This is a genomic window from Oceaniglobus sp. K40-3 (assembly GCF_055808395.1).
The window spans coordinates 2,709,418-2,734,413 of record NZ_CM147868.1; the positions used below are offsets into that span (position 1 = coordinate 2,709,418).

Genomic DNA, 24,996 nt, shown 5'->3' on the forward strand with positions numbered 1-24,996 from the left:
AGAGGCCAGGGAACGGAGCGAAAATGAGCGATGTAATCGTAACTGACGGCGGGTTTGGCAGTGATGACTGGATCGGCAGATATGTCGATGCGACGGGGGTGCCGGCCAATGACACCGGCGTTGCCGTGGATCTGACGTCTGACGCCGACCCGGCCGATCTGGTCGGGCAGTTGGACAGGATCGCGATGATCCGCGTGGATTTTCCCAGCTTTGCCGATGGGCGCGGGTTTTCCATTGCCCGGCGGCTGCGGCTGTTGGGGTATCGCGGGCGGCTGCGGGCCAGGGGCCATGTGATTGCCGATCAATACACCATGGCCCGCCGGTCGGGCTTTGACGAGGTGCAGATCGGCGCCGATCTGGCCGCCCGCCAACCGCAAGACCAGTGGCAGGCCCGTGCCGATTGGGGCGCGCGCGACTATCAGGCCCGCCTGCGTGGCTGAAATGCCGCGGATCGGGCTTTTCGCCATATCATTTGAATGCTAACGAAGGAGATGGGCCAGCGCGCCCGTTTGACGCAGATGAACGAGCATGTAACCGTGACCACAGCCCAAGCCAAACCCACCCTGCCCGACGCGCAGACCGTGACCAGTGTGAAACACTGGACGGATCGCCTGTTTTCATTCCGCGTAAGCCGCCCCGCCAGCCTGCGGTTCCGGTCAGGCGAATTCGTGATGATCGGGCTGTTGGGCGACCCCGATCCCAAAACCGGGCGGCAAAAGCCGCTGTTGCGGGCCTATTCCATCGCCAGCCCCGCCTGGGACGATGAACTGGAATTCTATTCGATCAAGGTGCAGGACGGCCCCCTGACCAGCCGCCTGCAACATATCCAGCCGGGCGATGAGATCATCCTGCGCCCCAAACCCGTGGGCACGCTGGTGCATGACGCGCTGTTGCCGGGCAAGCGGCTGTGGTTTTTTGCCACCGGCACCGGGGTTGCCCCCTTTGCCAGCCTGATCCGCGAACCGCAGACCTATGAGGATTATGACGAGATTATCCTTGCCCATACCTGCCGCGATGTGGCCGAGCTGGACTACGGGCGGTTGTTGGTCGAGCAGGTGAAATCCGACGAACTGATGCGCGAATTGATCGGCGATGGGTTGGACAAGCTGCGGTATTATCCAACCACCACCCGCGAACAAAGCCCGCGCATGGGTCGGGTGACCGATCGGCTACGCTCGGGCGAGATTTTCAGCGATCTGGGGATCATGCCCATTTCACCCCAGACTGACCGTGCCATGGTGTGCGGGTCCATGGGGCTGAACAAGGATATGAAGGACATTCTGGAAGGGTACGGCCTGCGCGAAGGCGCCAACAGCGACCCGGCCGAATATGTCGTGGAAAAGGCGTTTGTTGGCTAACACCCTGTCAGGCATAAAAAAACCGCCGCGACTGATCGCGGCGGTTTTCATTGCTTTGACAATCGCTATTTAATGTCAAGCGCCGTGCGGATCTGATCGAGGATCGCATTCAGCAGCGCCGGGTTGTTTTTCGCGCTTTCCAGACCACCGGCCAGCGCAACCTTTTCCGCTGGTCCCAGATCTGAATCTTCAATGGCTTTCTTAACGCCATCGTAATCAAAACCATCGACAGTCAACAATTGCGACAGCGTCGTTTTCGGGGCGTCCTCGGCGGGCGCTTCCTGTGTCTCGGCGTCGCTCAGGGCCTTGGCGGTGTCATCTGCGGTGGTTTCGGCGGCTTCTGCCGTGGCTTCCTTGGCCGCTTGTGCGGCTTCGGCATCGGCCAGATCCTTGGCGGCCTTTTCCTGTTCCGCCTGTGCCTTGGCTACGTCGTCGGCGGCCTTGGCGGCCTCTTCGGCGGCGGTGGCAGCGGCGGCCTGTTCTTCCGCCAGTTTGGCGGCTGTGGCTTCGGCGGCCTTGGCGGCAGCATCTTCTGCGGCCTTTTTGGTCGCTTCATCTTCGGCTGCGATGGCGGCTTTCTGCTCGGCTGCCCGTGCGGCTTCCTCTTCGGCCAGCCTGTCAGATTCGGCCTTGGCCAGGCGGTCGGCCTCTTCCTTGGCCAGGCGCGCCTCTTCTTCGGCGGCCTCGCGGGCGGCGGTTTCCTTGGCCAGCTTGGCGGCGGCTTCGTCGGCTTTCGCGGCTTCGGCCTTGGCGGCCTTTTCGGCTTCGGCGGCGGCGTTTTCCTGGCTCAGGGCATCGGGCTGGACCACGGCACCAGTGGTGGTGGTGTCGTCGGCCTTGGGCGTTTCCTCTTCCTGGCAGGCTGCCGTGGTCAGTGCGATCGCAACCAGCGCGGCGGTGGTTGTCAGGCGGGTGTTCATACCATTCTCCTTGAACATCTAACGTGATCTCCCATATCGGGAACACACTTGGCCCGCCATATGTTCCATGTCATAGACAGCCTCAAGAAGAAATGCGCCAAAGACCTCTGATCTGCCAAACGCGGCTTGATCCGGGGGCGTACGACGGCTATTTTCCGCCATAGCAACAAAATAAGGATGACCATCATCGCTCGCAGACCTCATAACGCCCCGCCCGTGCGCGACACCGGACCCCGTGTCAACGACCGCATCCGGGGTTCCGACATCCGGCTGATCGGGGCCGAAGGTGAAAACATTGGCGTCGTCAGCCCCGAACGCGGCATGGCCCTGGCCGAAGCTGCCGGGCTGGACCTGGTGGAAATTTCGCCCAACGCCAGCCCGCCCGTCGTCAAGATCATGGATTTCGGCAAGTTCAAATATGAACAGCAGAAACGTGAAAGCGAAGCCCGCAAAAAGCAAAAGATCATCGAAATCAAGGAAATCAAGTTCCGCCCGAACACCGATTCCCACGATTACGGCGTGAAAATGCGCAATGTGGTCAAGTTTCTGGAAAGCGGCGACAAGGTGAAAATCACCCTGCGGTTCCGTGGCCGGGAAATGGCCCACCAGAATCTGGGGCGCGAATTGTTGGAACGGGTGGCCGAGGACACCAAAGAGATCGGCAAGGTCGAAAACTTTCCAAAGATGGAAGGCCGCCAGATGGTCATGCTTATCGGTCCGATCACCAAGTGACATGGTTCGTCTGAACCCATACGGCGCGGCGGAATGACCGGCGCGTCACCTACGGGCGGGCCGCGCCATGTTGCCCGCTATACCCCCGACAATGCCAGCGGTGCGCCGGACGGACGCCTGTTTTCAAAGGTGTTCGCGCGGAATTTTCCGCCTGTTCTGACCGCGCTTGTGCCCTGGCTGGCCGGGCGCGCGGGTGTCGCGCTTGAAATCGGCTGTGGCACCGGGCAACATGCCGCCAGCTTTGGTCTGGCCTTTCCGGGGCTGGCCTGGTGGCCGTCGGACCCGGACGCAGGGCATCGCGCCTCGGCGCAGGCCTGGGGTGCTGCATTGGGCGCGCCGGACCGCACGCCCCTTGCCCTGAACGCCGCAACAGATTGGGCCACTCAGCCCGAAGTGCGCACCCTTGGGCCGCTTCAGGCGATTCTTTCGATGAACGTGATCCATATCGCCCCGGTGGCGGTGATGGAGGGAATCGTGATCGGCGCGGCAGAGGCATTGGCGCCCGGTGGATTGCTGATCTTTTACGGCCCCCTGCGCGAAGATGGCCAGCCCTTGACCCCGGGCAATGCCGCATTCGATCAGGGCCTGCGCGCCGACAACCCCGAATGGGGCCTGCGCGAGGTGGGCGAACTGCGCAGACTGGCCACCGACCGGGGGCTGGAATTCGCGGCGCTGATCGCCATGCCCGCCAACAACCGTTTGATCCTGTTCAGAAAACCCTAGGTGCTGAACAGTTTGACCGCCGCCCACACCACGCCAACCAACACCGGTTGGTGAATCAGATAAATCGCAAGGCTGTGGCGCCCGGGCCAGACAAGAACGCGCGCCAAAGGCGACAGCGCGCCGCGCCCACGGGGCAACAGCGGCACGATCCATTTGCCGGCCGCCACCCCCAAAAGACAGGGCGCAAGCCACGGCATCAGCGGCAGAAAATCCAGCGTCGGGCGCACCCGGTCGCTCAGCCCGGTCCAGGCCAGCCAAGGCGTGGAAAACGGTCTTGGATCAGCCCAAAGGTACAACCCCCAAAGCGCCGCACCGCACAGCGCGGCGAAAATCGGCGGCCAACGCACAAACGGCAGCGCAATCAGGCTGCACAGCGCAATGGAATGCAGGATGCCGAAATAGATGAACTGCCCGGGCATGAAAACGGCGGTCGCAACCGTGATCGCCAGCGCCGCCGCCACAAGAACCGCAAACCGCCGCCAGAACAACGGCCACCGCACGCCCGCGCCATGGGCCAGAACCAGACTGACCCCCACCAGAAACAGGAACGACCCGGCCACGATCCGCGCCAGCATCGCCCAGCCGCCGGTCAGGGTGGTGCCATGGGGCAGGATCGCGAACATCTCCAGATCGCGGGCAAAGTGAAACACCACCATGCCGACAATCGCCAATGTGCGCGCCACATCAATTGACGGAATACGCGCCCCGCTTATCGGGGCGATTGCGCCGGATCTGCCGTCATGATTGCGCACATATGCCCCCTTCGATCATGGGCCAGACTGGCCACCGCAAGATCAGGAAAGCAACCTTGGATCGTGTTTCAGCCCTGCTTTGGCCGAATTTTCACATGGTGCCGGCGCGTGGATCGTCACATCCGACGGCCGCGCGAAATTCCGGCGCGGGCATCTTTCGCAATAGGCGCCGTCGCGCTATCCATTGTGAAATGACGCCCCCGCGACCCCAAGAGGTGACAGAATGACCGATTACGCCCTGCCCGACACCCCCGCCGTTCTGGTGGATGTGGCCAAGGCCGAGGCCAACATGGCCCGCGCCCAGGAACACGCCAACCGCAACGGATTGGCCCTGCGCCCCCATATCAAGACCCACAAACTGCCGTTCTTTGCCAAAAAGGCGCTGAAACTGGGGGCCGTCGGCATCAACTGTCAAAAGATAGGCGAGGCCGAAGTGATGGCGGATGCGGGGATTACCGACATCCTGATCACCTATAACATTCTTGGGGCCCGCAAACTGGCGCGTCTTCATGCCCTGCATGACCGGATCACCATGGCCGTTGTCGCTGACAGCGCCACGACGGTTCAGGGGTACGCCGATGAATTTGGCGATGCCACCCATCCGCTGCGCGTGTTTGTCGAATGCGAAACCGGCGCGCAGCGCTGCGGCGTTCAATCCCCGGACGAGGCGGTCGCATTGGCACGCCAGATCGCGGCGGCGCCGGGCCTGTATTTCGCCGGGATCATGACCTATCCGCCCAAAGGCGCCCATGAAAAGGCCGAAACCCTGCTGGCCGCACTGGTCGCTGCCCTGACGGACGCGGGCCTTGCGCCCCCCACGGTAACCAGCGGCGGCACGCCCGATCTTTATAACGGCCCCCATGCCCCGGTCGTGACCGAGTACCGCCCCGGCACCTATATTTATTCCGACCGGATGCAGGTGGGGTTTGGCCACGGCACGCTGGAGGATTGCGCCCTGAGTGTTCTCGCCACCGTGGTCAGCCGCCCCACGGCGCGCCGCGCGGTGATTGATGCCGGGTCAAAATCCCTTGCCGCCGATGTCTGTGCCGCGCCCGGCCATGGGCATATCGTGGAATACCCGGACGCGGTAATCACCAGCCTGAGCGAAGAACACGGCGTGATTGATCTGGGCGGCGACAGCGAAACGCCCCGGGTTGGCGATCTGGTGCGCGTCATCCCGAATCACGTGTGTATCATCTCCAACCTGTTTGATGAGGTCTGGCTGCTGCGCGACGGTCAGCCGCCCGAAGCGATGCCTGTCGAGGCGCGCGGCAAGGTGCGCTGAGCGTCAGGCGCGCAGGGCAACACCATCGCTGGCAAAGATATGGGCGTGTTCGGTGTTCAGCCGCAGGCCAATCTGATCGCGCGCCTTGACCGGCACATTGCCGTGGGCGCGCACCATCACCGGGCCGATCCCCGCCACATCGACATAGATATTCGTATCCGACCCCAGATGTTCGACCACATCGGCCACACCGTTCATATCGCCCCCATCCGGGGCGGTGATGCTGATATGTTCGGGGCGCATGCCCAGACTGGCCACATCGCCGCGCCCCCTCAGCGCAGGCAGCGCGATTTCGGGGCCGCCAGTGATGGCAATGCCGGTTTCGGTGCCCGTTGCGCCAAGGATGTTCATGGTGGGGGAGCCGATGAATTGCGCCACAAACCGGTTGGCGGGGCGTTCGTACAGATCCAGCGGCGTACCGACCTGTTGAATGATCCCCCCTCCAGCACAACGATCCTGTCGGCCAGGGTCAATGCCTCGACCTGATCGTGGGTCACATAGATCATCGTGGCGGCAAGACGTTGATGCAGGCGGGCGATTTCCAGCCGCATTTCCACCCGCAGCGCCGCATCCAGATTGGAAAGCGGTTCGTCAAACAGAAACGCGCGCGGATCGCGGATGATCGCACGGCCCATGGCAACCCTTTGGCGTTGCCCACCGGACAGCGCCTTTGGCAAACGATCCAGCAGACGATCAAGGCCCAGGGTTTGCGCCGCCTCTTTCACCCGGGCGGTGCGGTCATTGGCGGCGGCGCGGCGGATTTCCATGCTGAACCCCATGTTCCGCCCCACATCCATATGCGGATAAAGAGCATAGGATTGAAACACCATGGCAATGTCGCGGTCGCGCGGTGCCACCTCGTTCATGCGGTCGCCGTCGATCAGGAAATCGCCGCCGGTGATCGGCTCCAACCCCGCGATCATCCGCAGCAGAGTGGATTTGCCACAGCCCGACGGCCCGACCAGAACGATGAATTCACCGTCCGCGATTTCAAGGTTGATGTCGCGCAGAACCTCGACCGCGCCGTATTTCTTGTAAACGTCGTTCAGTGTGATGCGTGCCATATCGGCCCCCTACCCCTTGACCGCGCCCGAGGTCAGCCCCTGCACGAGATACCGTTGGATGAACACGAAGAACAAACAGCTTGGCACCAGGGCAAGAACGCCCGCCGCCATCATCTGCCCCCAGTCCACCGAGAATTTCGACACGAAGGTGAGCAGGCCCACCGGAAATGTCATTGTATCGTTTGAATTGATCAGCATCAGCGCGAACAACAGCTCGCTCCAGGCTGCGGTGAACACAAAGCCCAGCGTCGCGCCCAACCCCGGCAGGGTCAGGGGCAGGATCACCTTGCGCAATGCCTGAAACCGGGTGCAGCCGTCCATCATTGCCGCCTCTTCCAGATCCTTGGGGATACCATCAAAGAACGACTGCATCAGGAACGTGGCAAAGGGGATGTTGAACGCCGTGTAAACGATAATCAGGCTGGTCAGCGAATTCAACAGGCCAATGGCCGCCACGATCTTGTAAATCGGGGCGATGATCATCAGCAGCGGAAACATCTGGGTGATCAACATCACTGCCACCAGCAGCCGTTTGCCGCCAAAGTGAAACCGCGAAAACGCATAACCGGCCCCGGCAGCAATCAGCGTCGTCGCGGCGGCGGTGGTCAGCGAAACAAACACCGAATTGCGGAAATAGGCCAGAAAATCGGACTGAAACAGCACCGCGCGGAAGTTGTCAAAGGTCGTCGCAGCAGGCCAGAGCCGTGTCCCGTCGGTATAGATCATTTGATCCGGGGTCAGGGCAATTTTCAGCAGCCAATACAGCGGGAACAGCGCAAAGGCGACGTAAAAGGCCAATGCCGCGTATTTCCCGAAAACACGGATGGGCGAAGGTTTGCGAAGAACCGCCATATCAGATGCGCACCAGTTTGCGCCGAATCACCAAAAGGATCACGGCAAAGATCAACAGGAAAAACAACAGCGCCACGGCAATGGTCGAGGCATAGCCAAAGTCGAGCTTGCGGAACGCCGTGGTGAAAATATAGGACGACAGGATTTGTGTCGAATTCGCCGGGCCACCCCCTGTCATCACGAAAATCAGATCGGCAAAGTTGGCGATCCAGATGGTACGCAACATCACGGTGATGGCGATCATCGGCGCCAGAAACGGCAGGGTAATCTTGGTGAAACATTGCCAGCCGGACGCGCCGTCTATCTCGGCGGCTTCGTACAATTCACCGGGGATGGATTGCAGCGCCGCCAGCAGGGTGATCGCAAAGAACGGCACCCCGTACCACACGTTGGCGGCAATCGGACCCCACATGGCAAGGTCGGGATCGCCCAGAATGTTATAGGGTTCCGACAGGATACCCAGCGCCGCCATCCAGTGCGGCAGCGGGCCGATCACCGGGTTGAACAGCCAGGCCCAGGTAAGGGCGGACAAAAACGTCGGCACGGCCCAGGGCAGGAAAACAAGGGGTTGAATCAACCGCTTGCCGTAAAATCGCGTGTTCAGCAGCAGGGCCAACCCAAGCCCCAGCGCGAACTGGAATCCAACCGATCCGAACGTCCACCACAGGGTATTGCGCAGGGCCTTCCAGAATTTTCGGTCGCTCCACAGATCGCCGTAATTATCGAACCCGACCCAACCAGAGTTCATCGGGCGCAGCAGTTCGATGGATTGAAACGAATAGGTGATGCCAATGGCCAGAGGAACCAGCATGACCAGCCCGATCAGGATGATCGCGGGCGACAGATACAGCCACGGCTCCATTACATAGCGCCAATAGAATGTGCCCTCTGCCCGGCCCTTCTTGCCGGGCAAAGGAGCGTGTTGTGCGCGCAAGGTCACTGCGCGGCTTTCCAGTTTGCGTATTCCTCGGTCAGGAAATCGGCCCATTCATCGGCCACATCCTGTGCGGTGCGATCGCCCAACAATGCCTCCTGGCTGGATTCCAGCGCGATTGAATCCGCGAAATAACCGAACTGCTCAAGATAGGTTGGCATGATGGTGGGCACATAGGCCGCGCCGTTCAGCTCTTCAAACCAGCCCTTGAACTGATCCGTCTGGAAATACGGATCCTGATCGGCACCTTCATGAATCGGGATCACGCCAACACGCTTGGCCCAGATCTTGTTGTTCTCGGGCGATGACAAAAAGGCGGTCAGATTCCAGGCAGCATCCTTGTGTTCAGAGGATTCGAACACCGACCAACCGGCATAGCCGATGGTTGGAAACGCCTTGCCCGACGGGCCAACCGGCATGGGTGCGACGGCGAAATCCTCGGCCGGCATCCGCTCGGCCACGGCGATCAGGGCGTCGGGATCCTGGTCAAGGAACGCACAGGTGCCGGAATAGAACCCGGCAACAATTTCGTTAAAGCCCCAGTTCACCGAATCCTTGGGCGCATAGCCCTTTTGATACATGTCGATCAGGAATTGGATGCCTTCCACCGATCCCGGTTCGTTCAGGCGGCTTTTGCCATCTTCAGTAAAGAATTCATTGGTGCCGTTCATCGTCGCGGCCATCATGATCCAACCGTTCAGACCACCGGGACCACCGCGCAGACAATAGCCCGACTTGCCGGGCAGTTCCGACACCTTGCGCGAGGATTCCATGAAATCGGCCATGGTCGCGGGCGGGCCATCGACCCCGGCCTCGGCCAGCAATTTCTTGTTGTAAAACATCGCCCGCAGATAGAACCCATAGGGAATCTCATAGGCGGTGCCACCGGCATAGCGCCCCATATCCAGCGCCTTTTGGGTCAGGGTCGCCCCATGATCCCAGCCTTTGATCCGATCCTCAAGGTTCATCAGCTTGCCCGCGCCGGCATAAAGGGCCAGCCAGCGGTCAGGCATTTCCACCACGTCCGGTTCGTCTCCGCCGGCCACCATGGTTGCGAATTTCTCGAACGCCTGTCCCCAGGGCAGTGACACGATCTCGACGCTGACGCCTTCGTTCTGCGCTTCGAATTCATCCACCATGGATTGCAGGGTTTTGGTGCGTTCGGGGCTGGTGATCACTTCCACCAGTTTCAACTGGGTATCGGCCCAGGCCGCCGAGGACATCAAAGCGGCCGCAACCGCCAGTCCGCCAAATAATTTTTTCAAGGGAACCTCCATTTGTTGGTCTGTTTTGCCGCCCATTCAGGCGGCGCTATTGCTCAGGGCCTGTTCGAAATCAGCCCAGAGATCTTCTGCGTCCTCCAACCCGACGCTGATGCGCACAAGGTTGGCAGGAACGCCGAAACGTTGCATTGAGTTCTGCTCGCCCGCTTGGGCCAGCCCGACTTTGGCAGGCAGGATCAGGCTTTCAAAGCCACCCCAACTGACGCCCAGCGAAAAGTGGCGCAATCCATCGCTGAGCGCGCGCACATCCACATCATCGCGCAGCTCGACCGACATCAGCCCAGAACGCCCGGTCAGCCCCGGCACCACATTGGCGCCCGGCGAATTCACCCGCAAAACCTGTGGCAGGGCCGACAGGCGATCAACGAACAGGTTCGCGGTTGCCTCGTGCTGGCGCATCCGCGCGCCAAGGGTGCGCAGCCCCCGGATCAGCAGCCATGCCTCAAACGGGGCGAGTTTGCCGCCCAGCAATGGCAGGGTCAGATCGCGGATACGGGCGATATGATCGGCGCTGGACACCACAACCCCGGCCACCGTATCGGAATGCCCCGAGATATATTTCGACGCCGAATGCACCACGATGTCGATGCCCAGGGTCAGCGGGTTCTGAAACACCGGCGAGGCCCAGGAATTGTCGATCACCGTGATCGTGCCGTGACGCCGGGCATGGGCCGCCACCACGGGCAGGTTCATCGGCTGAAACATCACCGAATTGGGGCCTTCCAGATAGGCCAGCGTGACGCCATCCAGCAGGGTTTCATCCTGCTCAAACGCCGCAACAGAATGATATTCCACCGAAATCCCAAAGGGGCGCAGCATCCGTTCAAACAGGCGGTACGCATCGGGGTACACATGTTCAACGCAGGCCACCCGATCACCCGGTTTCAGATTTGCCAGCAGGGTCGACGAAATCGCCGCCATCCCCGAGGCGAACCCAACCGCCGCCGCGCCCTTTTCCGCCTTGGCTATCATGGTTTCGAACGCGGCCACCGTGGGGTTTTGCACCCGGGTATAAAGCGCCTTGTCCGAATGGCCCGCCATCCGGTCTTCAAAATCCTGATAGCTGTCAAAGGTAAACAGCGAGCTTTGAAAGATCGGCGGCATGACCGACCCCGCCTCGCCCCCGAAAGGGGCGCAGAGCAGCGTTTCAAGCGATGGTTGGTTGGTGTGTGTCATGGATGACGGCCCTGATTTCTGTCTCAACGATATTCATGATGTCATGGGTGATCTGCACCGCACCCTCTGCATCGCCCGCGGCGATGGCCCGGGCCAGATCGCGGTGCAGGGGGATGCTGCGTTCGCCCAGTTGCGGCCGGCACAGCGGCGCGTCATATACCTTGCGAAACGCCATCTGGATCTGCGCAATCAACTGCCCGAACAACGGATTTCCCGTGGCATCGTGGATCGCCCCGTGAAACACCCCGTCCGCGTCGCGCCAGTCTTCTCCGGCCTCGCAGGAGGCGATGACCACCTCGGCCAGATCGACGATGCGCTGCCGCTGGGCCGGGGTGGCGTTTTGGGTGGCCAGACGCACAGCCTCGATCTCAAGGGGCATTCGCACGCCCTGGGTTCGCAGCAGGCTTTCGGCCTCAAGCTTGAGGGTCAGGGGCACCTGAATGGAATGGGTGACATCGACCATCAGCCGCGTCCCTGCCCCCTTGTTGCGCACCACGATGCCCATATTCTGCCAGGCCTTCAACGCCTCGCGGATGGTCGACCGCCCGACATCCAGCCGCCGCGCCAGTTCGATTTCCGGCGGGAGCCGTTCACCCACACCGATCCCGGCGGCGTCAATCAATTCGATCAGGGCCTCGGTGACATCCTTGGTCCGGGCCACCCCAAGCGGCGCCGTTTCCAGCGCTGGCTTTCCCTCGATGTCCCCGGTCTTTGCCACGAATCTGCCCCGCGCTGCATCACATTTCATCACGCTAGCGTTATGTCAGACATAATTCCAGAACTTTGTCAGACATAATTTTCAAAGCGGCAACATCTGGCGATGACATCAATGGCGTTTGCCACATCGCAGCGAACGAAGTGTTTTGGTTCTGGTGTCATCCCGGTTTACGGCAGACCACGACGCAAAACGCGGCACCCGGCACGCGCGCGCCCCTCACCTCATTCAAAGAGGAGCACGGAAAATAAAAAGCGCCCCCGCAAAGATCAGCGCGAATCCTATCCCGTGATTGATCGTTATTTTTTCGCCCAGGTACGTCACGGAAAACGCCGCGAACACACACAGGGTGATCACTTCCTGGATCGTTTTCAACTCGGCTGTGGAATACACTTGGCTACCGATCCGGTTCGCCGGGACCGCCAAACAATATTCAAAAAATGCAATGCCCCAACTGACCAGAACGATCACAAAGATTGATCGGCCTGAAACCTTCAGGTGGCCATACCATGCAAAGGTCATGAAAATGTTGGAGGCGACAAGAAGCACAATGGGCAAGACATACGCGTAAGAGCGGATCATGTTGGTTTCCGTCAGAATGCGATGGGATAAATGCCCGTTTCGGGCAATGGGGCTCGTCTGTTATTCTGAGCTGTTTGCAGGACCGAGCGCAAGCTGCTTGTCAGCGCCGTCACACCATCGTCGGTACAAACAATGGCCCAGCCCAAACCCGGTTGGGCCTGGAATTGCCGGGACCGCCCGCCGCTAGAGCCCCAACACCTGCGCCCGCAACAGCCCGGTGCGGCGGGCAAACTCTGACCCGCCCAAACGCCCCTCCAGCACCGCTTTCGGGTCGCGTCGGGCCTGCCGCAGAATGCCCCGCGCCCGCCAGGCCGAAAGCGCGGAATGGCGCAACCCGGCCGATTGCCCCCTTCGATGAAGGTCAAGCAGTTTCAGATACTTGTCAGACATTTCCGCAATCCATGGCTCTGCATCCCCCAACAAGGGCTGCTTGCCCGCCGCGATCAGGGCGGTCACCGCCATCAGATAATTGGCAAAGGCCCCGGCCGCGCCGATCGCCCGGGCCTGCTCGGGCGCCCGATCCCCCAAAGCATGGGCCGCCACGGCCATCAACCACCCACCCGTATCGGCCAGATATGTATCGAACGCCGCGTCATTTTCGAACGGCGCGCTGTCAATATCCCACCGGCGCGCGGCGATCAGATGATCCAGCCAGCCGGCGCTTTGCGCATCCAGAACATGGGCCAGCGGCACGACAACCTCGTGACGCCGCACAATGCCGCCCGTGGCGATTTCCGCCAGCGCATCGCGCCACCATTGCAGCCGCATTTCCGCAATCATCGCTTCCTTGGTCACCCAGGGCGCCCGCGCCACCTCGACGTTGAAGGCATAGATCGGGAACAGCGCGCCGCGCGCCGCCGGGGGCGCCGCCATGACCGCCAGAAACCGGTCGGGATCGCCCTGTTTGACGATCTCGGCGCAGGCCTGCACACTCATGCGGATTCAACCACCAACAGGGCATAGGCGATCTCATCCGGCGCGCTTTGCCAAAGGTCGATCTCGCGCTGGCCCTCGTCCAGCACCGTGATCAGTTCCGGGCCGGCGGTGGGGCGCAGCAGATCAATCCGGGCCTGCATCGGGCCGTAATACTCGGCCCAGCCCTGGCCGATGATCATCCGGTGATGCAGCACCCGGAACCCCGCCTTGCGCACCCGCACCACGATGCCATCGTAATCGGTAATCTCGGGGTATTCCGCCCAGAACTCCGCCACAACGGGCGATGGTTCACCCAACAGGCACGGTTCGGAAAACGCCACCCGCCCACCGGGGGCCAGCGCCTTGACCCAGATATTCAGCGCCTCGGTCACGCCAACGAAATACAGCGCCCCGGCACACCAGATCAAATCATAAGGCCCGGTTATCGCGGTCATATCCCCCTGTTCCACCGTCACCCGCGACGGAAACTGCGACAGGCGCGACCGCGCCGCACCAACGAAATGGCGCATCTTGTCAACTGCGTGAACCGTGCCCGCCGGGCGCGCCGCCGCCAGCGTTACCGCATCGGCACCCGGCCCGCAGGCAGCATCGCACATGCGCGCACGCATGGGTGTCTTTGCCACCTCAAGCGCCCAACGCACATCGGCCTTTGTGCCCGGTCCTTCACGCAACAATCCACTGTGAAGCTGGAAAAACGGTGTCATGCCACGGCCCCGTCGCGCACAAGTTTCCAGTTGATCGCATCCAGCAGCGCCTCGAACGATGCATCAACAATGTTGGGCGACACCCCCACGGTTGACCAGCGCCGCCCCTTGCTGTCTTCGCTGTCGATGATCACCCGGGTCACGGCCTCGGTCCCGCCCTGGGTGATGCGCACCTTGAAATCCACCAGCCGCAGATCGTCGATAAAGCTCTGGTATGGCCCCAGATCCTTGGACAGCGCCTTGGACAGGGCATTCACCGGGCCACGGTCGCTACCGGTGTCATCCATGCTTTCGCTGACCGACAGGGTCTTGTGATCGCCCACCTTCACCACCACGACGGCCTCGGACAGGCTGACCATCCGGTCATATTTGTTCTTGCGCCGCTCGATGGTCACGCGATAGCGTTTCACCTCGAAAAACCTCGGCAACCGGCCCAGGGCGGCCCGGGCGATCAGCTCAAAACTCGCCTGCGCCGTGTCATAGGAATATCCCTGATCCTCGCGCGCCTTCACATCCTCAAGGATCTGCCCCAGCGCCGGATCGCCCGGTTGCACCTCAATCCCCATATCGGCCAGCCGGGCGCGCAGATTGCTCTGGCCCGCCTGATTGCTCATGGGAACGATCCGCGCATTGCCCACCAGCACCGGGTCGATATGCTCATAGGTCGTGGGGTCTTTCAAAATCGCGCTGGCATGCAGCCCGGCCTTATGGGCAAAGGCCGAGGCCCCCACATAGGGTGCTGCGCGCAGCGGCACCCGGTTGAGAATATCATCCAACAACCGCGATCCCCGGGTCAGCCCCGCCAACCCCGCCTCGCTCACCCCGATCGTGAACCGCGACTGGTACGGCTCTTTCAACAGCAAAGTCGGAATCAACGTGGTCAGATTGGCATTGCCGCACCGCTCACCCAACCCGTTCAGGGTGCCCTGCACCTGACGCACCCCGGCATCGACCGCCGCCAGGGTGCCGGCAATGGCATTGCCCGTGTCGTCATGGGTATGAATGCCCAACCGCTCGCCCGGGATACCGGCGGCAATCACCTCCGCCACGATCCGGCCAATATCAGCGGGCAAGGTGCCGCCGTTGGTGTCACACAACACAACCCACCGCGCCCCGGCCTGAAACGCGGCCAACACACAGCTCAAGGCATATTCAGGGTTGGCGCCATATCCATCAAAGAAATGCTCGGCGTCAAACAACGCCTCGCGCCCCTGCCCCACCAGATGGTCAATGGAGGCCCGGATATTCTCGACATTCTCGGCCAAAGGAATCCCCAGCGCCGTGGTCACATGAAATTCATGGGTCTTGCCCACGATACACACCGCCGGCGTTGCGGCATTCAGAACCGCCCCCAGAACATCGTCATTCGCCGCCGACCGCCCCGACCGTTTGGTCATCCCGAAGGCGGTAAAGGTGGCGCGCATCTGCGGCGCTTCATCAAAGAACGCCGAATCGGTCGGGTTTGCCCCCGGCCACCCCCTCAACATAATCCACGCCCAAATCATCCAGCATCGCCGCAATGCGCAGCTTTTCCGGGGTGGAAAACTGCACTCCCTGGGTCTGCTGCCCGTCGCGCAGGGTCGTGTCGTAAAGGTAAAGGCGCTCCGCCATCACCGCCCCCTGCTTTTTACTGATGGAAAATACTCTCGGGGGGCCCGCAGGGCGGGGGCAGACAGCCCCCTCTGCCCTCTGATCCCAAAACCGCCGCTCACTGCAATTCCTCCAGCACCGAAGGGTCAAACCCCGGCCCCGGCATCCATGTGGCCTGTCCGCCCACATCGCTGACCTGCACCCCTGCGGCGTTCAGCAGATCGCGCAACCGGTCGGCCTCGGCCCAATCCTTGCCGGTGCGGGCGGCCTGCCGCTGGGCCAACAGCCCCTCAACCACTCCTTCCACCCAGGCGGGATAGGCCAGGTCCGACGGTGCCACCCCGGCCAGTTCTGCCAGGGAATCCCAATCCGACACCAGCCCCAACAGCTCCAGCCCAAAGGCCAGCCCGGCCAGTGCCGGTGCCGTATGCCCCTTGGCCAGAACATGCAGACGGGCCAGCGCGCCGGGCGTGTTCAGATCATTGGCCAACACCCCAAGAAATTCACCATCCGCCCGCCAGTCGCCCGATCCTTTCAGCGCCGCCACCATGCGCGCCGAATATCCGTGCTGGTGCAGAATGGCGGCCCAACGGCGCAGGGTTGCCTCGGCCTCACCACGCTTTTTGTCGGTCCAATCCATCGGCTTGCCGTAATGGGTGGACAGAAACACCAGCCGGATCACCGCGCCCGGTATCCCGCGCTCCAGCAAATCGCGCACGGTAAAGAAATTACCGAGCGATTTGCTCATCTTCTTGCCCTCGACCAACAGCATTTCGTTGTGCATCCAGACCCGGGCGAACTCACTCCCCGGATGGGCGCAACGGCTTTGGGCTATCTCATTTTCGTGGTGGGGAAACATCAGATCGTTGCCCCCGCCATGAATGTCAAAATCCTGCCCCAGCAGTTCATCCGCCATGGCCGAGCATTCAATATGCCAGCCGGGCCGCCCCCGGCCCCAGGGGCTGTCCCATCCGGGCAGGCCATCGCCCGAGGGTTTCCACATGACAAAATCCATCGGATCACGCTTGTAAGGCGCCACCTCAACCCGGGCACCGGCGATCATGTCATCCACGCTGCGCCCTGACAGCGCACCGTATTCCGCGTAACTGTCCACCGAAAACAGCACATGCCCATCGGCCTCATAAGCGTGACCAGCGGCGATCAATCCTTCGATCATCGCCACCATCTGGGCAATATATTCCGTGGCGCGGGGGGTGTGGGTCGGGGTCAGGTTGCCCAGTGCGGCCATATCCTCAAGATACCAGCGCGCGGTTTCATCGGTGATCTGACCGATATCGCGCCCGCTTTGCGCCGCCCGTGCGTTGATCTTGTCATCCACGTCGGTGATGTTGCGCACATAGGTCACCTGATCCGCGCCATAAAGAGTGCGCATCAGGCGGAACAGCACGTCAAACACGATGACAGGCCGCGCGTTGCCCATATGGGCGCGGTCATAGACCGTGGGGCCGCAGACATACATCCGCACGTTGTTCGCATCGATCGGCTCAAAAACCTCGCGGCGGCGGGTTTTGGAATTGTGCAGGCGTATTTCGGTCATGTGCCGTCCCTTATGGTGCGCAGTGGTGCTGCGTTGCTGCGGGCTTAGCAACATCGGGTGTGATTGAAAACAAAAAGACCGGCCCGCGCGGATATGTCAGCGGGTAATGCAAATGCCGATATGTGCAATCATGATCATGGCCCCCCATATCAACGGCACGCCGGCGCGGCAAGCTTTTCGGTGGGTCACCGGGCCGGACAGGTTTTCATTTGCGCGCTCCGGGGCAAGCTGGCACTCTTTAGCGATGAAACCCGGCGATCCGACCCGCATCTGCACTACCCCGGTCGATGGGGCATCATGAAAGGACTGACATGACACAGGATTTCGGCGCCGCCTTCCGCGCCCTGCACCGCCCCGGTGATCCTTTGATCCTTGCCAATGCCTGGGATCTGGGCAGTGCGAAAATGCTTGTGGCCTTGGGCGCACAGGCGGTGGCCACGTCGTCGGCGGCGCATGGGTTCACCCTTGGGCAACCGGACGGCACCGTCACCCGGGATCAGGCGCTGGCCCATGCCGAAACCTTTGTCAGCGCGCTGTCGGTGCCGGTGTCGGGCGATTTCGAGAACGGCTGGGGCGACGCGCCGGAAACCGTGGCCGAAACGGTGCGCATGGCCGGCGAAATCGGGCTGGCCGGAATCTGTATCGAAGATACGGTGTTGAACGCCGGCACCGCATATGCCCGCGACCTGGCCATTGAGCGTATCCGCGCCGGGGCCGCCGCCGCCCGAACCCTTGGGCGGGATTTCTTTTTGGTGGCCCGGGCCGATGGGGTGATGATCAATGCCTATGATCTGACCGAGGCATTGGCGCGCGTGCGCGGGTTTGAAACCGCCGGGGCCGATGGCATTTACGTGCCGATGCCCGGCACACTGGCCGATCAGGCGGCTGTGGTGAAGGCGACGACCCTGCCTGTCAACGCCCTGGCCGCCGGGCCGTTTGCCAACCACAGCCGGGCCGATTTTGCCCGGATCGGCGTGGCGCGGATATCCCTGGGATCGGCGCTGGCGCGGGTGACGCACCGGGCAATCTTTGACGCTGGGCGCGCGATGTTCGCCGGCGGCGATTTCACCCCCTTGGCGCAGGGCATATCAGGCGCGTCAGTGAACGACATGCTGGGTTGAGCCATGCCCATTCACCTGCTCGCCGCCCTCTTCGCGCTGACGCTGCTCATCGCCCCCGTCAGCGCCCAAACCTATCCCGAGCCGCTGACGCCGCAGGTCAACGATTTTGCCGATCTTCTGCCCGACGCGGACAAGGCCGATCTGACCCGGCAGTTGCAAAACCTGCGCACCGATCACGGGATAGAAATGACCGTGGTGACGATCCTGCGTCGGGGCGATTACGGCACCAGCGACACGATCGAGGAATTCGCCACCGGATTGTTCAACGCATGGGGCATCGGCAACGCCGAGCGCAATGACGGGATTCTGGTTCTGGTGGCGCGCGAGGATCGCGAAATGCGGATCGAACTGGGCGCCGGGTTTCCCCGTGACTGGGATTGGCAGGCGCGGTTGGTGATTGACGATTTTTTCCTGCCATCTTTTCGCGCCGACAATTACCGGCGCGGAATCATGACCGGCAGTGCCAAGGTGATCGAGAGGATTGCTCTGCCCTTTGCCGCCGGGCAGGCACCCGAGGGCAACAGCGATGACGCCATGCTGTTTGTCATTGTCGGCAGTGTCATGGCCGCTTTTGGCGCGCTGGTGTTTCGCCGCCGGATTGCCGATGTTTTCATGCGATTGCGCCGCTGCCCCAACTGCGGGCATCGCGGGTTGCGCGCCAGCCGCACGACGTTGACACCGGCAAGCCGCACCGGAAACGGAACCGGGCAACGCGATGTGCGCTGCCCGGATTGTGATTACCGTGTGCGTTCCACCTATGTGATCCCGAGGATCCGGCAATCCTCATCCTCGGGGTCGTTCGGCGGTGGAAGCTCCTCGGGGGTGGTGCCTCGGGGCGGTGGTGAGCCTTAGAAGTGATAGTTGACGTTGGCGCCCACGGTGGTCAGGCCAATGTCGTTGCCCGAGCCGTTTACATCGTCAAAGCGGTTATAGTTCACTTCGCCGCCCAGGCTGACGCTGTCGGTCAGCATGTAATCGACGCCCGCGCCCACCACATAGCCGGTTTCATTGAAATCGGCGCCGCCAAAGGTGCCATCTGCCCGTGATGCGCCCACGGTGCCATAGACCAGGGTGCGCCCGGCATCATAGCCGCCCTTGAGCTTGACGGTATAGAGCCTGTCAAGCGACCCGGCGCCGCCGTCGAAATCAATGTTCGATCCGTCAAGGCCCACTTCGCCGCCCAGAACAAACTGGCCGAAGTCATAGAGATAGCCGCCCTGAACACCCCCGACAGCGCCATTGCCGTCAGCATCGCGGCTGACACTGCCATAGTTGAGATGCGCGCCGACATAGCCGCCGGTCCAGTCACCGCCGGTGAACGCCGGTGCAATCACCGGGGCGGGCTGGGCGATGATTGGTTCGGGCTGGGCGGGGGTCAGACCGCCGGCAAGGGCGGGACCGGTGGCCAGCAAAGCGACGGCGGCGGTGGATGTGAGAAGTTTCATTGTTTCTGCTCCTGGGTCTCATAAAGTTCACGTGGCGACAGTGCATCGCCATCGCTTACCTAGGCCTTTGCGCGCCGGATTGTTCCCCCGTTGCGGATCACGTTTTCCGGCTCGGCACGATTTGGCCGGTGGGTCGGCGGGTGGATGCCCATGACAAGGGGCAGCACGGCGCGCACAGGCTGGGACGCCTTCGGCGAGAGTATTTTTATCAGTAAAAAGCCAATGGGGCGTGTGGCAGAGGGCCGGTTTTCAGTATGGGCCGTCTTCCAGCACACCGTGGGCCGACATCTGGGCATAAAGCAGCCCTTCGCGCAGGCCCCGGTCGGCCACGGACAGGCGGTTGGTGGGCCAGACCCGCAGCAGCGCCTGAAGAATCGCCGCCCCCGACATGATCAGCGTGTGCCGGTCGCGCCCGATGCGCGGATCGTTGCGCCGCCCCTCGGGGCCGAGGGCCAGATATTCGCGGATCACCTTGTCGATCTGATCAGAGGTCATGCGCAGCCCGTCCACACGGTTGCGATCATAGCGGCGCAGGCCAAGGTGACTGGCCGCGACGGTGGTGACGGTGCCCGAGGTGCCGATGATCTGAAACCGTTCGATGCTTTGTTCTTCGGCATAGGGGGCGAAATCGGTCAGGTTTTCCTCGAAAAACCAGCTCATCAGGGCGAGATCGCGCGGCATCGCTTTTTACATCGTTGAACTGATCGCGCAGGGTCGCCACGCCCAGTGGCACGCTGATCCAATCCACCACCCTTGCGGCCGCAAAGGGCGAGGCCTGATCGGGCAGAAAGCCGGAATGCAGCCGCATGATCGCCTTGGGGCGTTCGATTTTCGGCACCCGGGTGAGATCGATCCAGACCAGCTCGGTCGAGCCGCCGCCGATATCGACAACCAGCAATTGTTCGGTGTTGGTGCTGACCAGGGGCGCGCAGGAAATCACCGCGAGGCGGGCCTCTTCCTCGGGTTCGATGATATCGAGGGTGAGCCCGGTTTCGCGCCGCACCATCGACATGAACTGTGCCCCGTTGGTGGCGCGACGGCAGGCCTCGGTTGCCACGAGGCGCATGTGTTCGACCTTGTGTTTCTTCAGCTTTTTGCCGCAGATCTCGCAGGGCCTGAACGGTGCGTTCCATAGAGGCACGCGACAGGCGGCCCGATGCCTCAAGCCCGAGACCAAGCTGCACCGATTTGGAGAAACTGTCCACGACGTGAAACTGCCTGCCCTTGGGTTGGGCAACCAGCATCCGGCAAGAATTCGTGCCGAGATCCAGCGCCGCATAGAGCGCGGCGGGATCGGGTTTTGCGGTGCCGGGTGGCTCGACCGGGATCGGGAACGCGCCCGCACCTTTGGGACGCTCGGGCGCCATTGCGTCGCCCTCCATTTGGTTATCGCCAGCCTAGTGTGCGGCGGCGGCGCGTGCAAGCGGGCTGCGCGCCCCACCTCATAATCATCGTGAGAATTTTGCTTGCAGCCCCCGGTGGCCCCGCCCCCGGGCAGGGATAGAAGGGCAACGTCGCGGAACACGTCCGACGTGTCGAAAAACAGCATCGTGCAGCGCCCCCTGCCGCGTATCAGGGGCAAAAGGCAAAGGACCGAATCCATGGCGGATGTCACAATCGTTTACTGGCGCGATATTCCCGCGCAGGTCATCGTCGGAAAGGGGCGCCGTGCGGCAAAGGTGGCGCTGGCCGAACGGTTTGAACAGGCCATCGACCGGGCCGCCATGAAAACCGGCGCGGCGCAGTCCGATGCCTATCTGGCGGAATGGCGCAAGGCCGCGCCATACAGTGTCGAGGGCGAGGATGCAGAGGTCGCAAAGCGCGAGGCGGCCCGCATCGAGGCGGAATACGACAAGGGCAGGATCATTGAATTGATCGCAAACGACGGCTGGGCATGACGCCCTGCCGGATATGGGAGGCCGCGATGGCACTTTTGAATTTCCGCCGCAAGAATTCCACCGCCCCCCGCTCCGGGGATCTGGCGCCGTTTCTCAAGGATTACTCGATCGAGGTGATGCCGCGCACCGCCGAAAAGGTTGAGGATTTCCGCGCCCTTCTGCCCGAAGGCACCCGGGTTTACATCGCCCATATCGACGGCACGCCGATTGACGATATGGTGGCCACGGCGCGGCGCCTGGCGCGCGATGGGTTTGCCGTGATGCCGCATTTTCCGGCGCGCATCATTGCCGACAAGGCGACGCTGAACGACTGGATCGCCCGTTACCGCGGTGAGGCGGGGGTGGATCAGGCGCTGTTGCTGGCCGGTGGGGTGGCACAGCCGGTTGGCGATTATCATTGTTCCATGCAGCTGTTGGAAAGCGGTGCCTTTGACGGGTTCAGGCGCCTGCATGTGGCGGGCCACCCCGAGGGCAACCGCGATATTGACCCGGACGGCGGCACCCAAGCCGTGGACGACGCCCTGCGCTGGAAACAGCGGTTCAGCGAAACCACCGATGCGCAGATGGCGCTGGCGACCCAGTTCTGTTTCGATGCCAAACCGGTGATTGCATGGGCCGACGCCCTGCGCGACGCGGGCGTGACCCTGCCCATTCATATCGGTGTGGCGGGGCCTGCGAAATTGCAGACCCTGATCAAATTCGCCATCGCCTGTGGGGTTGGCCCATCGTTGCGGGTCTTGCAAAAGCGGGCAATGGATGTGACCAAGCTGCTGCTGCCCTATGAGCCGACCGATTTCGTCGCTGATCTGGCAGCCCACAAGGCCGCCACTCCCGGTTTCAATATCGAACAGGTGCATTTCTTTCCCCTTGGCGGGATCAAGGCAAATGCCACCTGGGCCATGGAAAATGCCGGCGCTTCGGGCGTTCCGGCGGCAATGGCAGGTTGAGTCAGACATATGCAGGCAATTCTTTTCGATCTTGACGGCACCATGGTGCATTCCGACCCCGTGCATGCGGCGGTTTTCGTTGACCTGATGGCCGGATACGGCCAGGCGATCGACGCATCCTATTACGTCACGCATCTTCATGGGCGCTTGAACGTCGATATCTTTTCGCACCTCCTTCCCGACGAAGACCCCCGCGCCATGGGCGACCACAAAGAGGCCCTGTTCCGCGAGCGTCTGGACGAGGTAAAGATCATCCCCGGCCTGCCCGCCTTTCTTGACAAGGCGCGGGCGCAGGGCATGAAGCTGGGCGTGGTGACGAACGCGCCGCGCCTGAACGCCATCGGCATGCTTGAGGCGGTGGGCCTGTCCGACGCCTTTGACACCATTGTCATCGGTGATGAATGCGCGCGGGGCAAACCCGACCCGCTGCCCTATCTTACCGGGCTGGCCAATCTGGGCGCCGAGGCCGCCCATTCCTTCGCGCTTGAGGACAGCCCCAGCGGCATCAGCGCCGCAAGGGGCGCCGGTCTTTTTACCTACGGGGTGCGTTCCAGTTTGGCTGCCGACATTCTGATCGGCGCCGGGGCAAACAACACCATTGACGATTATAACGACACCGCGCTCCACACCCATCTGGACCGCCTGACAGGAGCCAACGCATGACCAGAACGATCATCGAATCCAAATCCAAAACCGTTGTCATCGGGTTTGACGAACCGTTCTGTGTCATCGGCGAACGCATCAACCCCACGGGGCGCAAAAAGCTGGCCGCCGAGCTTGAGGCGGGGGATTTTTCAACCATCGAAAAAGATGCGCTGGAGCAGGTGGCCTGTGGCGCCATGGTGCTTGATATCAACTCGGGTGCCGTGTTCACCAACAAGATGGTCGACGATCCGCGCTATGCCGACAACAACTTTGTCGAACCGCCCCTGATGCGCGAAATGATCACGCGGATTCAGGCCCTGATCGACGTGCCCCTGTGCATCGATTCATCGGTGCCCGGCGCGCTCAAGAACGGGCTTGAGGTGGCCGAGGGGCGGCCCTTGCTGAACTCGGTCACCGGCGAAGAGGAACGGCTGGAACTGGTTCTGCCACTGGTCAAGAAATACAATGTGCCGGTGGTGGCGATTTCCAACGACGACACCGGCATTTCAGAAGACCCCGACGTGCGCTTTGCCGTGGCCAAAAAGATCGTGGAACGCGCCGCTGATTTCGGCATCCCCGCCCATGACATCGTGGTTGATCCGCTGGTCATGCCCATCGGGGCCATGGGATCGGCGGGCCAACAGGTCTGGGCGCTGGTGCGCCGGTTGCGGGCGGAACTGGGCGTCAACACCACCTGCGGTGCGTCAAACATCTCGTTTGGCCTGCCCCATCGTCACGGCATCAACGGCGCGTTTTTGCCCATGGCGATCACGGCCGGCATGACCAGCGCCATCATGAACCCGGTGCGCGCCCAGGAAATGGAAGCCATCCGCGCCGCCAATTTCCTGATGAACCACGACCCCAACGGCGCCCAGTGGATCGCCTTTTCCCGGATCATGGACGCGGTGAACGAAGGCGCCAGCTTTGCCGAGGCCAGCAAGGCATCGGCAGAGTCCGGCGCCGGGCGCGGTGGCCGTCGCCGGCGGAGGTAACATCTGCCCCCATGGCCCGGAACATCGGTTGTCATCGCGCCGTTTTGACGGCCATATACGCCCTGACGCGCAGCTCCGCGCGCCGGAGCCCTGGCCGTGAACACCCCGACCCCCGCCCCTGCCAACCTCGGTCTGGCGCATTGCGCTGCGGCTGGTTGGGATTGCGGCACTGGCCTATGGGGCGCATCTGGTGCTGGGGGCTGCCACAGATGCCGTGGCGATGCTGCCCCCGGCAGCGCAGGGCGCGGCGCGCGGCGGGCTGATCCTGTCGGTGCTGGTGCTTTACGCTCTGCTGACAGCGCTTCCTTTCGTGCCCGGCGTCGAAATCGGGATCATGCTGATGTGGCTGCGCGGCGCCGAAATCGCCCCTGCGGTGTATTGCGGCACGCTCGTGGGGCTGATGCTGGCGTTTCTGGCGGGGCGATTTTTACCGATCACGGTGCTGCAACGGCTGTTTCTCGATCTGCGGCTGGTGCGCGCGGCGCGTCTGGTGGATCAGATCGCGCCCCTGTCGCGCCCCCGGCGTCTGGCGCTGCTACGCCATCGGTTGCCCCGGCGCATTGGCGGGCTGGCCGTGCGGTGCCGCTATGTGTCTTTGGCGGTGCTGCTGAATATCCCGGGCAATTCAGTGATCGGCGGCGGTGGCGGCATCTGCCTGATTGCCGGGCTCAGCGGGCTGTTCGGCCCCCGTGCCATGGCGCTGACCATCGCGCTGTCGGTGCTGCCCGTGCCGCTGGCGGTGTGGCTGTTTGGCCCATCTCTGATTGCGTCCCAGTTGTGAAAG

The 24,996-nt window shown here is 62.2% G+C and carries 24 protein-coding genes and 3 pseudogenes; 12 read left to right on the forward strand and 15 right to left on the reverse strand.

Translation table 11 applies throughout. The features are described from left to right. Positions 1–23 precede the first annotated feature (23 nt). On the forward strand, positions 24–440 hold the full coding sequence (locus AC0L7P_RS14070; protein WP_473433312.1) for a DUF934 domain-containing protein: 417 nt from the start codon (positions 24–26) through the stop codon (positions 438–440). 78 nt (positions 441–518) lie between these two features. Further along, the gene (locus tag AC0L7P_RS14075; protein ID WP_473435464.1) at positions 519–1,358 is read left to right on the forward strand and encodes a ferredoxin--NADP reductase; all 840 of its coding nucleotides are present in this window, start codon (positions 519–521) and stop codon (positions 1,356–1,358) included. Between the two features lie 65 nt (positions 1,359–1,423). On the opposite strand, the gene AC0L7P_RS14080 is transcribed toward AC0L7P_RS14075, so the two are convergent. Beyond that, the gene (locus AC0L7P_RS14080) at positions 1,424–2,278 is read right to left on the reverse strand and encodes a hypothetical protein (protein ID WP_473433313.1); all 855 of its coding nucleotides are present in this window, start codon (positions 2,276–2,278) and stop codon (positions 1,424–1,426) included. 216 nt (positions 2,279–2,494) lie between these two features. On the opposite strand from AC0L7P_RS14080, the gene infC reads away from it, so the two are divergent. After that, positions 2,495–3,010: a translation initiation factor IF-3 gene (gene infC, locus AC0L7P_RS14085; RefSeq protein WP_473433314.1), complete on the forward strand. Its 516-nt coding sequence runs from the start codon at positions 2,495–2,497 to the stop codon at positions 3,008–3,010. A gap of 33 nt (positions 3,011–3,043) precedes the next feature. Beyond that, positions 3,044–3,733 carry a DUF938 domain-containing protein gene (locus tag AC0L7P_RS14090; RefSeq protein WP_473433315.1) on the forward strand — a complete coding sequence of 230 codons (690 nt, stop codon included), beginning with the start codon at positions 3,044–3,046 and terminating at the stop codon, positions 3,731–3,733. Here the strand turns inward: AC0L7P_RS14090 and AC0L7P_RS14095 are convergent. Continuing rightward, a complete protein-coding gene (locus AC0L7P_RS14095; protein WP_473433316.1) occupies positions 3,730–4,485 on the reverse strand; it encodes a heparan-alpha-glucosaminide N-acetyltransferase in 756 nt (251 codons plus the stop codon). The two genes, AC0L7P_RS14090 and AC0L7P_RS14095, sit on opposite strands and share 4 nt — an antisense overlap. Before the next feature lie 223 nt (positions 4,486–4,708). On the opposite strand from AC0L7P_RS14095, the gene AC0L7P_RS14100 reads away from it, so the two are divergent. After that, on the forward strand, positions 4,709–5,770 hold the full coding sequence (locus tag AC0L7P_RS14100) for a D-TA family PLP-dependent enzyme (RefSeq protein WP_473433317.1): 1,062 nt from the start codon (positions 4,709–4,711) through the stop codon (positions 5,768–5,770). Positions 5,771–5,773: 3 nt separating this feature from the next. On the opposite strand, the pseudogene AC0L7P_RS14105 reads toward AC0L7P_RS14100, so the two are convergent. The 11 genes and pseudogenes from AC0L7P_RS14105 to cysS form a co-directional block, all read right to left on the reverse strand. Next, positions 5,774–6,834: pseudogene (locus tag AC0L7P_RS14105) on the reverse strand (ABC transporter ATP-binding protein). Positions 6,835–6,843: 9 nt separating this feature from the next. After that, a complete protein-coding gene (locus AC0L7P_RS14110; protein WP_473433318.1) occupies positions 6,844–7,686 on the reverse strand; it encodes a carbohydrate ABC transporter permease in 843 nt (280 codons plus the stop codon). Position 7,687: 1 nt separating this feature from the next. Next, positions 7,688–8,674 carry a carbohydrate ABC transporter permease gene (locus tag AC0L7P_RS14115; RefSeq protein WP_473433319.1) on the reverse strand — a complete coding sequence of 329 codons (987 nt, stop codon included), beginning with the start codon at positions 8,672–8,674 and terminating at the stop codon, positions 7,688–7,690. Further along, positions 8,623–9,885 carry an ABC transporter substrate-binding protein gene (locus AC0L7P_RS14120; RefSeq protein WP_473433320.1) on the reverse strand — a complete coding sequence of 421 codons (1,263 nt, stop codon included), beginning with the start codon at positions 9,883–9,885 and terminating at the stop codon, positions 8,623–8,625. Before AC0L7P_RS14120 ends, AC0L7P_RS14115 begins: the two co-directional genes overlap by 52 nt. 36 nt (positions 9,886–9,921) lie before the next feature. Continuing rightward, positions 9,922–11,079 (reverse strand): PLP-dependent transferase, encoded by a 1,158-nt coding sequence (locus AC0L7P_RS14125; RefSeq protein WP_473433321.1) that lies wholly within the window; start codon positions 11,077–11,079, stop codon positions 9,922–9,924. Further along, a complete protein-coding gene (locus tag AC0L7P_RS14130) occupies positions 11,051–11,797 on the reverse strand; it encodes a FadR/GntR family transcriptional regulator (RefSeq protein ID WP_473433322.1) in 747 nt (248 codons plus the stop codon). The genes AC0L7P_RS14125 and AC0L7P_RS14130 overlap by 29 nt, the downstream gene beginning before the upstream one ends. A gap of 225 nt (positions 11,798–12,022) precedes the next feature. Further along, positions 12,023–12,376 (reverse strand): DMT family protein, encoded by a 354-nt coding sequence (locus AC0L7P_RS14135; protein WP_473433323.1) that lies wholly within the window; start codon positions 12,374–12,376, stop codon positions 12,023–12,025. A gap of 183 nt (positions 12,377–12,559) precedes the next feature. Continuing rightward, a complete protein-coding gene (locus tag AC0L7P_RS14140; RefSeq protein ID WP_473433324.1) occupies positions 12,560–13,312 on the reverse strand; it encodes a squalene/phytoene synthase family protein in 753 nt (250 codons plus the stop codon). Continuing rightward, entirely contained in the window at positions 13,309–14,016 is a 708-nt protein-coding gene (locus AC0L7P_RS14145) for a class I SAM-dependent methyltransferase (RefSeq protein ID WP_473433325.1), read from the reverse strand. The genes AC0L7P_RS14140 and AC0L7P_RS14145 overlap by 4 nt, the downstream gene beginning before the upstream one ends. After that, positions 14,013–15,627: pseudogene (gene cimA, locus AC0L7P_RS14150) on the reverse strand (citramalate synthase). The gene AC0L7P_RS14145 and the pseudogene cimA overlap by 4 nt, the downstream one beginning before the upstream one ends. Before the next feature lie 97 nt (positions 15,628–15,724). Beyond that, complete coding sequence (cysS, locus tag AC0L7P_RS14155; protein WP_473433326.1) at positions 15,725–17,164, reverse strand: cysteine--tRNA ligase; 1,440 nt, start codon at positions 17,162–17,164, stop codon at positions 15,725–15,727. Positions 17,165–17,475: 311 nt separating this feature from the next. Between cysS and AC0L7P_RS14160 the strand changes: the two genes are divergently transcribed. Further along, a complete protein-coding gene (locus tag AC0L7P_RS14160; protein WP_473433327.1) occupies positions 17,476–18,285 on the forward strand; it encodes an isocitrate lyase/PEP mutase family protein in 810 nt (269 codons plus the stop codon). Positions 18,286–18,288: 3 nt separating this feature from the next. After that, on the forward strand, positions 18,289–19,137 hold the full coding sequence (locus AC0L7P_RS14165; RefSeq protein ID WP_473433328.1) for a TPM domain-containing protein: 849 nt from the start codon (positions 18,289–18,291) through the stop codon (positions 19,135–19,137). Here AC0L7P_RS14165 and AC0L7P_RS14170 read toward each other — a convergent pair. Next, positions 19,134–19,730, reverse strand: coding sequence for an outer membrane protein (locus AC0L7P_RS14170; protein ID WP_473433329.1), 597 nt, complete (start codon positions 19,728–19,730; stop codon positions 19,134–19,136). The genes AC0L7P_RS14165 and AC0L7P_RS14170 overlap by 4 nt on opposite strands. A 249-nt stretch (positions 19,731–19,979) precedes the next feature. Further along, positions 19,980–21,097 (reverse strand): annotated as a pseudogene (locus tag AC0L7P_RS14175) (Ppx/GppA phosphatase family protein). A 234-nt stretch (positions 21,098–21,331) separates the two neighbouring features. Here AC0L7P_RS14175 and AC0L7P_RS14180 point away from each other — a divergent pair. The 5 genes from AC0L7P_RS14180 (at position 21,332) to AC0L7P_RS14200 (ending at position 24,993) form a co-directional block, all read left to right on the forward strand. Continuing rightward, positions 21,332–21,628 (forward strand): virulence factor, encoded by a 297-nt coding sequence (locus AC0L7P_RS14180; RefSeq protein ID WP_473433330.1) that lies wholly within the window; start codon positions 21,332–21,334, stop codon positions 21,626–21,628. A 26-nt stretch (positions 21,629–21,654) separates the two neighbouring features. Continuing rightward, positions 21,655–22,575 carry a methylenetetrahydrofolate reductase gene (locus tag AC0L7P_RS14185; RefSeq protein WP_473433331.1) on the forward strand — a complete coding sequence of 307 codons (921 nt, stop codon included), beginning with the start codon at positions 21,655–21,657 and terminating at the stop codon, positions 22,573–22,575. 9 nt (positions 22,576–22,584) lie between these two features. Continuing rightward, positions 22,585–23,238 (forward strand): HAD family hydrolase, encoded by a 654-nt coding sequence (locus tag AC0L7P_RS14190; RefSeq protein ID WP_473433332.1) that lies wholly within the window; start codon positions 22,585–22,587, stop codon positions 23,236–23,238. Next, positions 23,235–24,212, forward strand: coding sequence for a methyltetrahydrofolate cobalamin methyltransferase (locus AC0L7P_RS14195; protein WP_473433333.1), 978 nt, complete (start codon positions 23,235–23,237; stop codon positions 24,210–24,212). The genes AC0L7P_RS14190 and AC0L7P_RS14195 overlap by 4 nt, the downstream gene beginning before the upstream one ends. Positions 24,213–24,402: 190 nt before the next feature. Then, the gene (locus tag AC0L7P_RS14200; RefSeq protein WP_473433334.1) at positions 24,403–24,993 is read left to right on the forward strand and encodes a hypothetical protein; all 591 of its coding nucleotides are present in this window, start codon (positions 24,403–24,405) and stop codon (positions 24,991–24,993) included. Positions 24,994–24,996 lie beyond the last annotated feature (3 nt).

Bases quoted from the DNA above. Each gene is read 5' to 3' on its own strand.
- AC0L7P_RS14070 (WP_473433312.1), top strand. From the start codon at position 24: ATGAGCGATGTAATCGTAACTGACGGCGGGTTTGGCAGTGATGACTGG.
- AC0L7P_RS14075 (WP_473435464.1), top strand. From the start codon at position 519: ATGAACGAGCATGTAACCGTGACCACAGCCCAAGCCAAACCCACCCTG.
- AC0L7P_RS14080 (WP_473433313.1), bottom strand. From the start codon at position 2,278: ATGAACACCCGCCTGACAACCACCGCCGCGCTGGTTGCGATCGCACTG.
- AC0L7P_RS14090 (WP_473433315.1), top strand. From the start codon at position 3,044: ATGACCGGCGCGTCACCTACGGGCGGGCCGCGCCATGTTGCCCGCTAT.
- AC0L7P_RS14100 (WP_473433317.1), top strand. From the start codon at position 4,709: ATGACCGATTACGCCCTGCCCGACACCCCCGCCGTTCTGGTGGATGTG.
- AC0L7P_RS14110 (WP_473433318.1), bottom strand. From the start codon at position 7,686: ATGGCGGTTCTTCGCAAACCTTCGCCCATCCGTGTTTTCGGGAAATAC.
- AC0L7P_RS14115 (WP_473433319.1), bottom strand. From the start codon at position 8,674: ATGGGCCGATTTCCTGACCGAGGAATACGCAAACTGGAAAGCCGCGCA.
- AC0L7P_RS14125 (WP_473433321.1), bottom strand. From the start codon at position 11,079: ATGACACACACCAACCAACCATCGCTTGAAACGCTGCTCTGCGCCCCT.
- AC0L7P_RS14135 (WP_473433323.1), bottom strand. From the start codon at position 12,376: ATGATCCGCTCTTACGCGTATGTCTTGCCCATTGTGCTTCTTGTCGCC.
- AC0L7P_RS14140 (WP_473433324.1), bottom strand. From the start codon at position 13,312: ATGAGTGTGCAGGCCTGCGCCGAGATCGTCAAACAGGGCGATCCCGAC.
- AC0L7P_RS14145 (WP_473433325.1), bottom strand. From the start codon at position 14,016: ATGACACCGTTTTTCCAGCTTCACAGTGGATTGTTGCGTGAAGGACCG.
- cysS (WP_473433326.1), bottom strand. From the start codon at position 17,164: ATGACCGAAATACGCCTGCACAATTCCAAAACCCGCCGCCGCGAGGTT.
- AC0L7P_RS14160 (WP_473433327.1), top strand. From the start codon at position 17,476: ATGACACAGGATTTCGGCGCCGCCTTCCGCGCCCTGCACCGCCCCGGT.
- AC0L7P_RS14165 (WP_473433328.1), top strand. From the start codon at position 18,289: ATGCCCATTCACCTGCTCGCCGCCCTCTTCGCGCTGACGCTGCTCATC.
- AC0L7P_RS14170 (WP_473433329.1), bottom strand. From the start codon at position 19,730: ATGAAACTTCTCACATCCACCGCCGCCGTCGCTTTGCTGGCCACCGGT.
- AC0L7P_RS14180 (WP_473433330.1), top strand. From the start codon at position 21,332: ATGGCGGATGTCACAATCGTTTACTGGCGCGATATTCCCGCGCAGGTC.
- AC0L7P_RS14185 (WP_473433331.1), top strand. From the start codon at position 21,655: ATGGCACTTTTGAATTTCCGCCGCAAGAATTCCACCGCCCCCCGCTCC.
- AC0L7P_RS14190 (WP_473433332.1), top strand. From the start codon at position 22,585: ATGCAGGCAATTCTTTTCGATCTTGACGGCACCATGGTGCATTCCGAC.
- AC0L7P_RS14195 (WP_473433333.1), top strand. From the start codon at position 23,235: ATGACCAGAACGATCATCGAATCCAAATCCAAAACCGTTGTCATCGGG.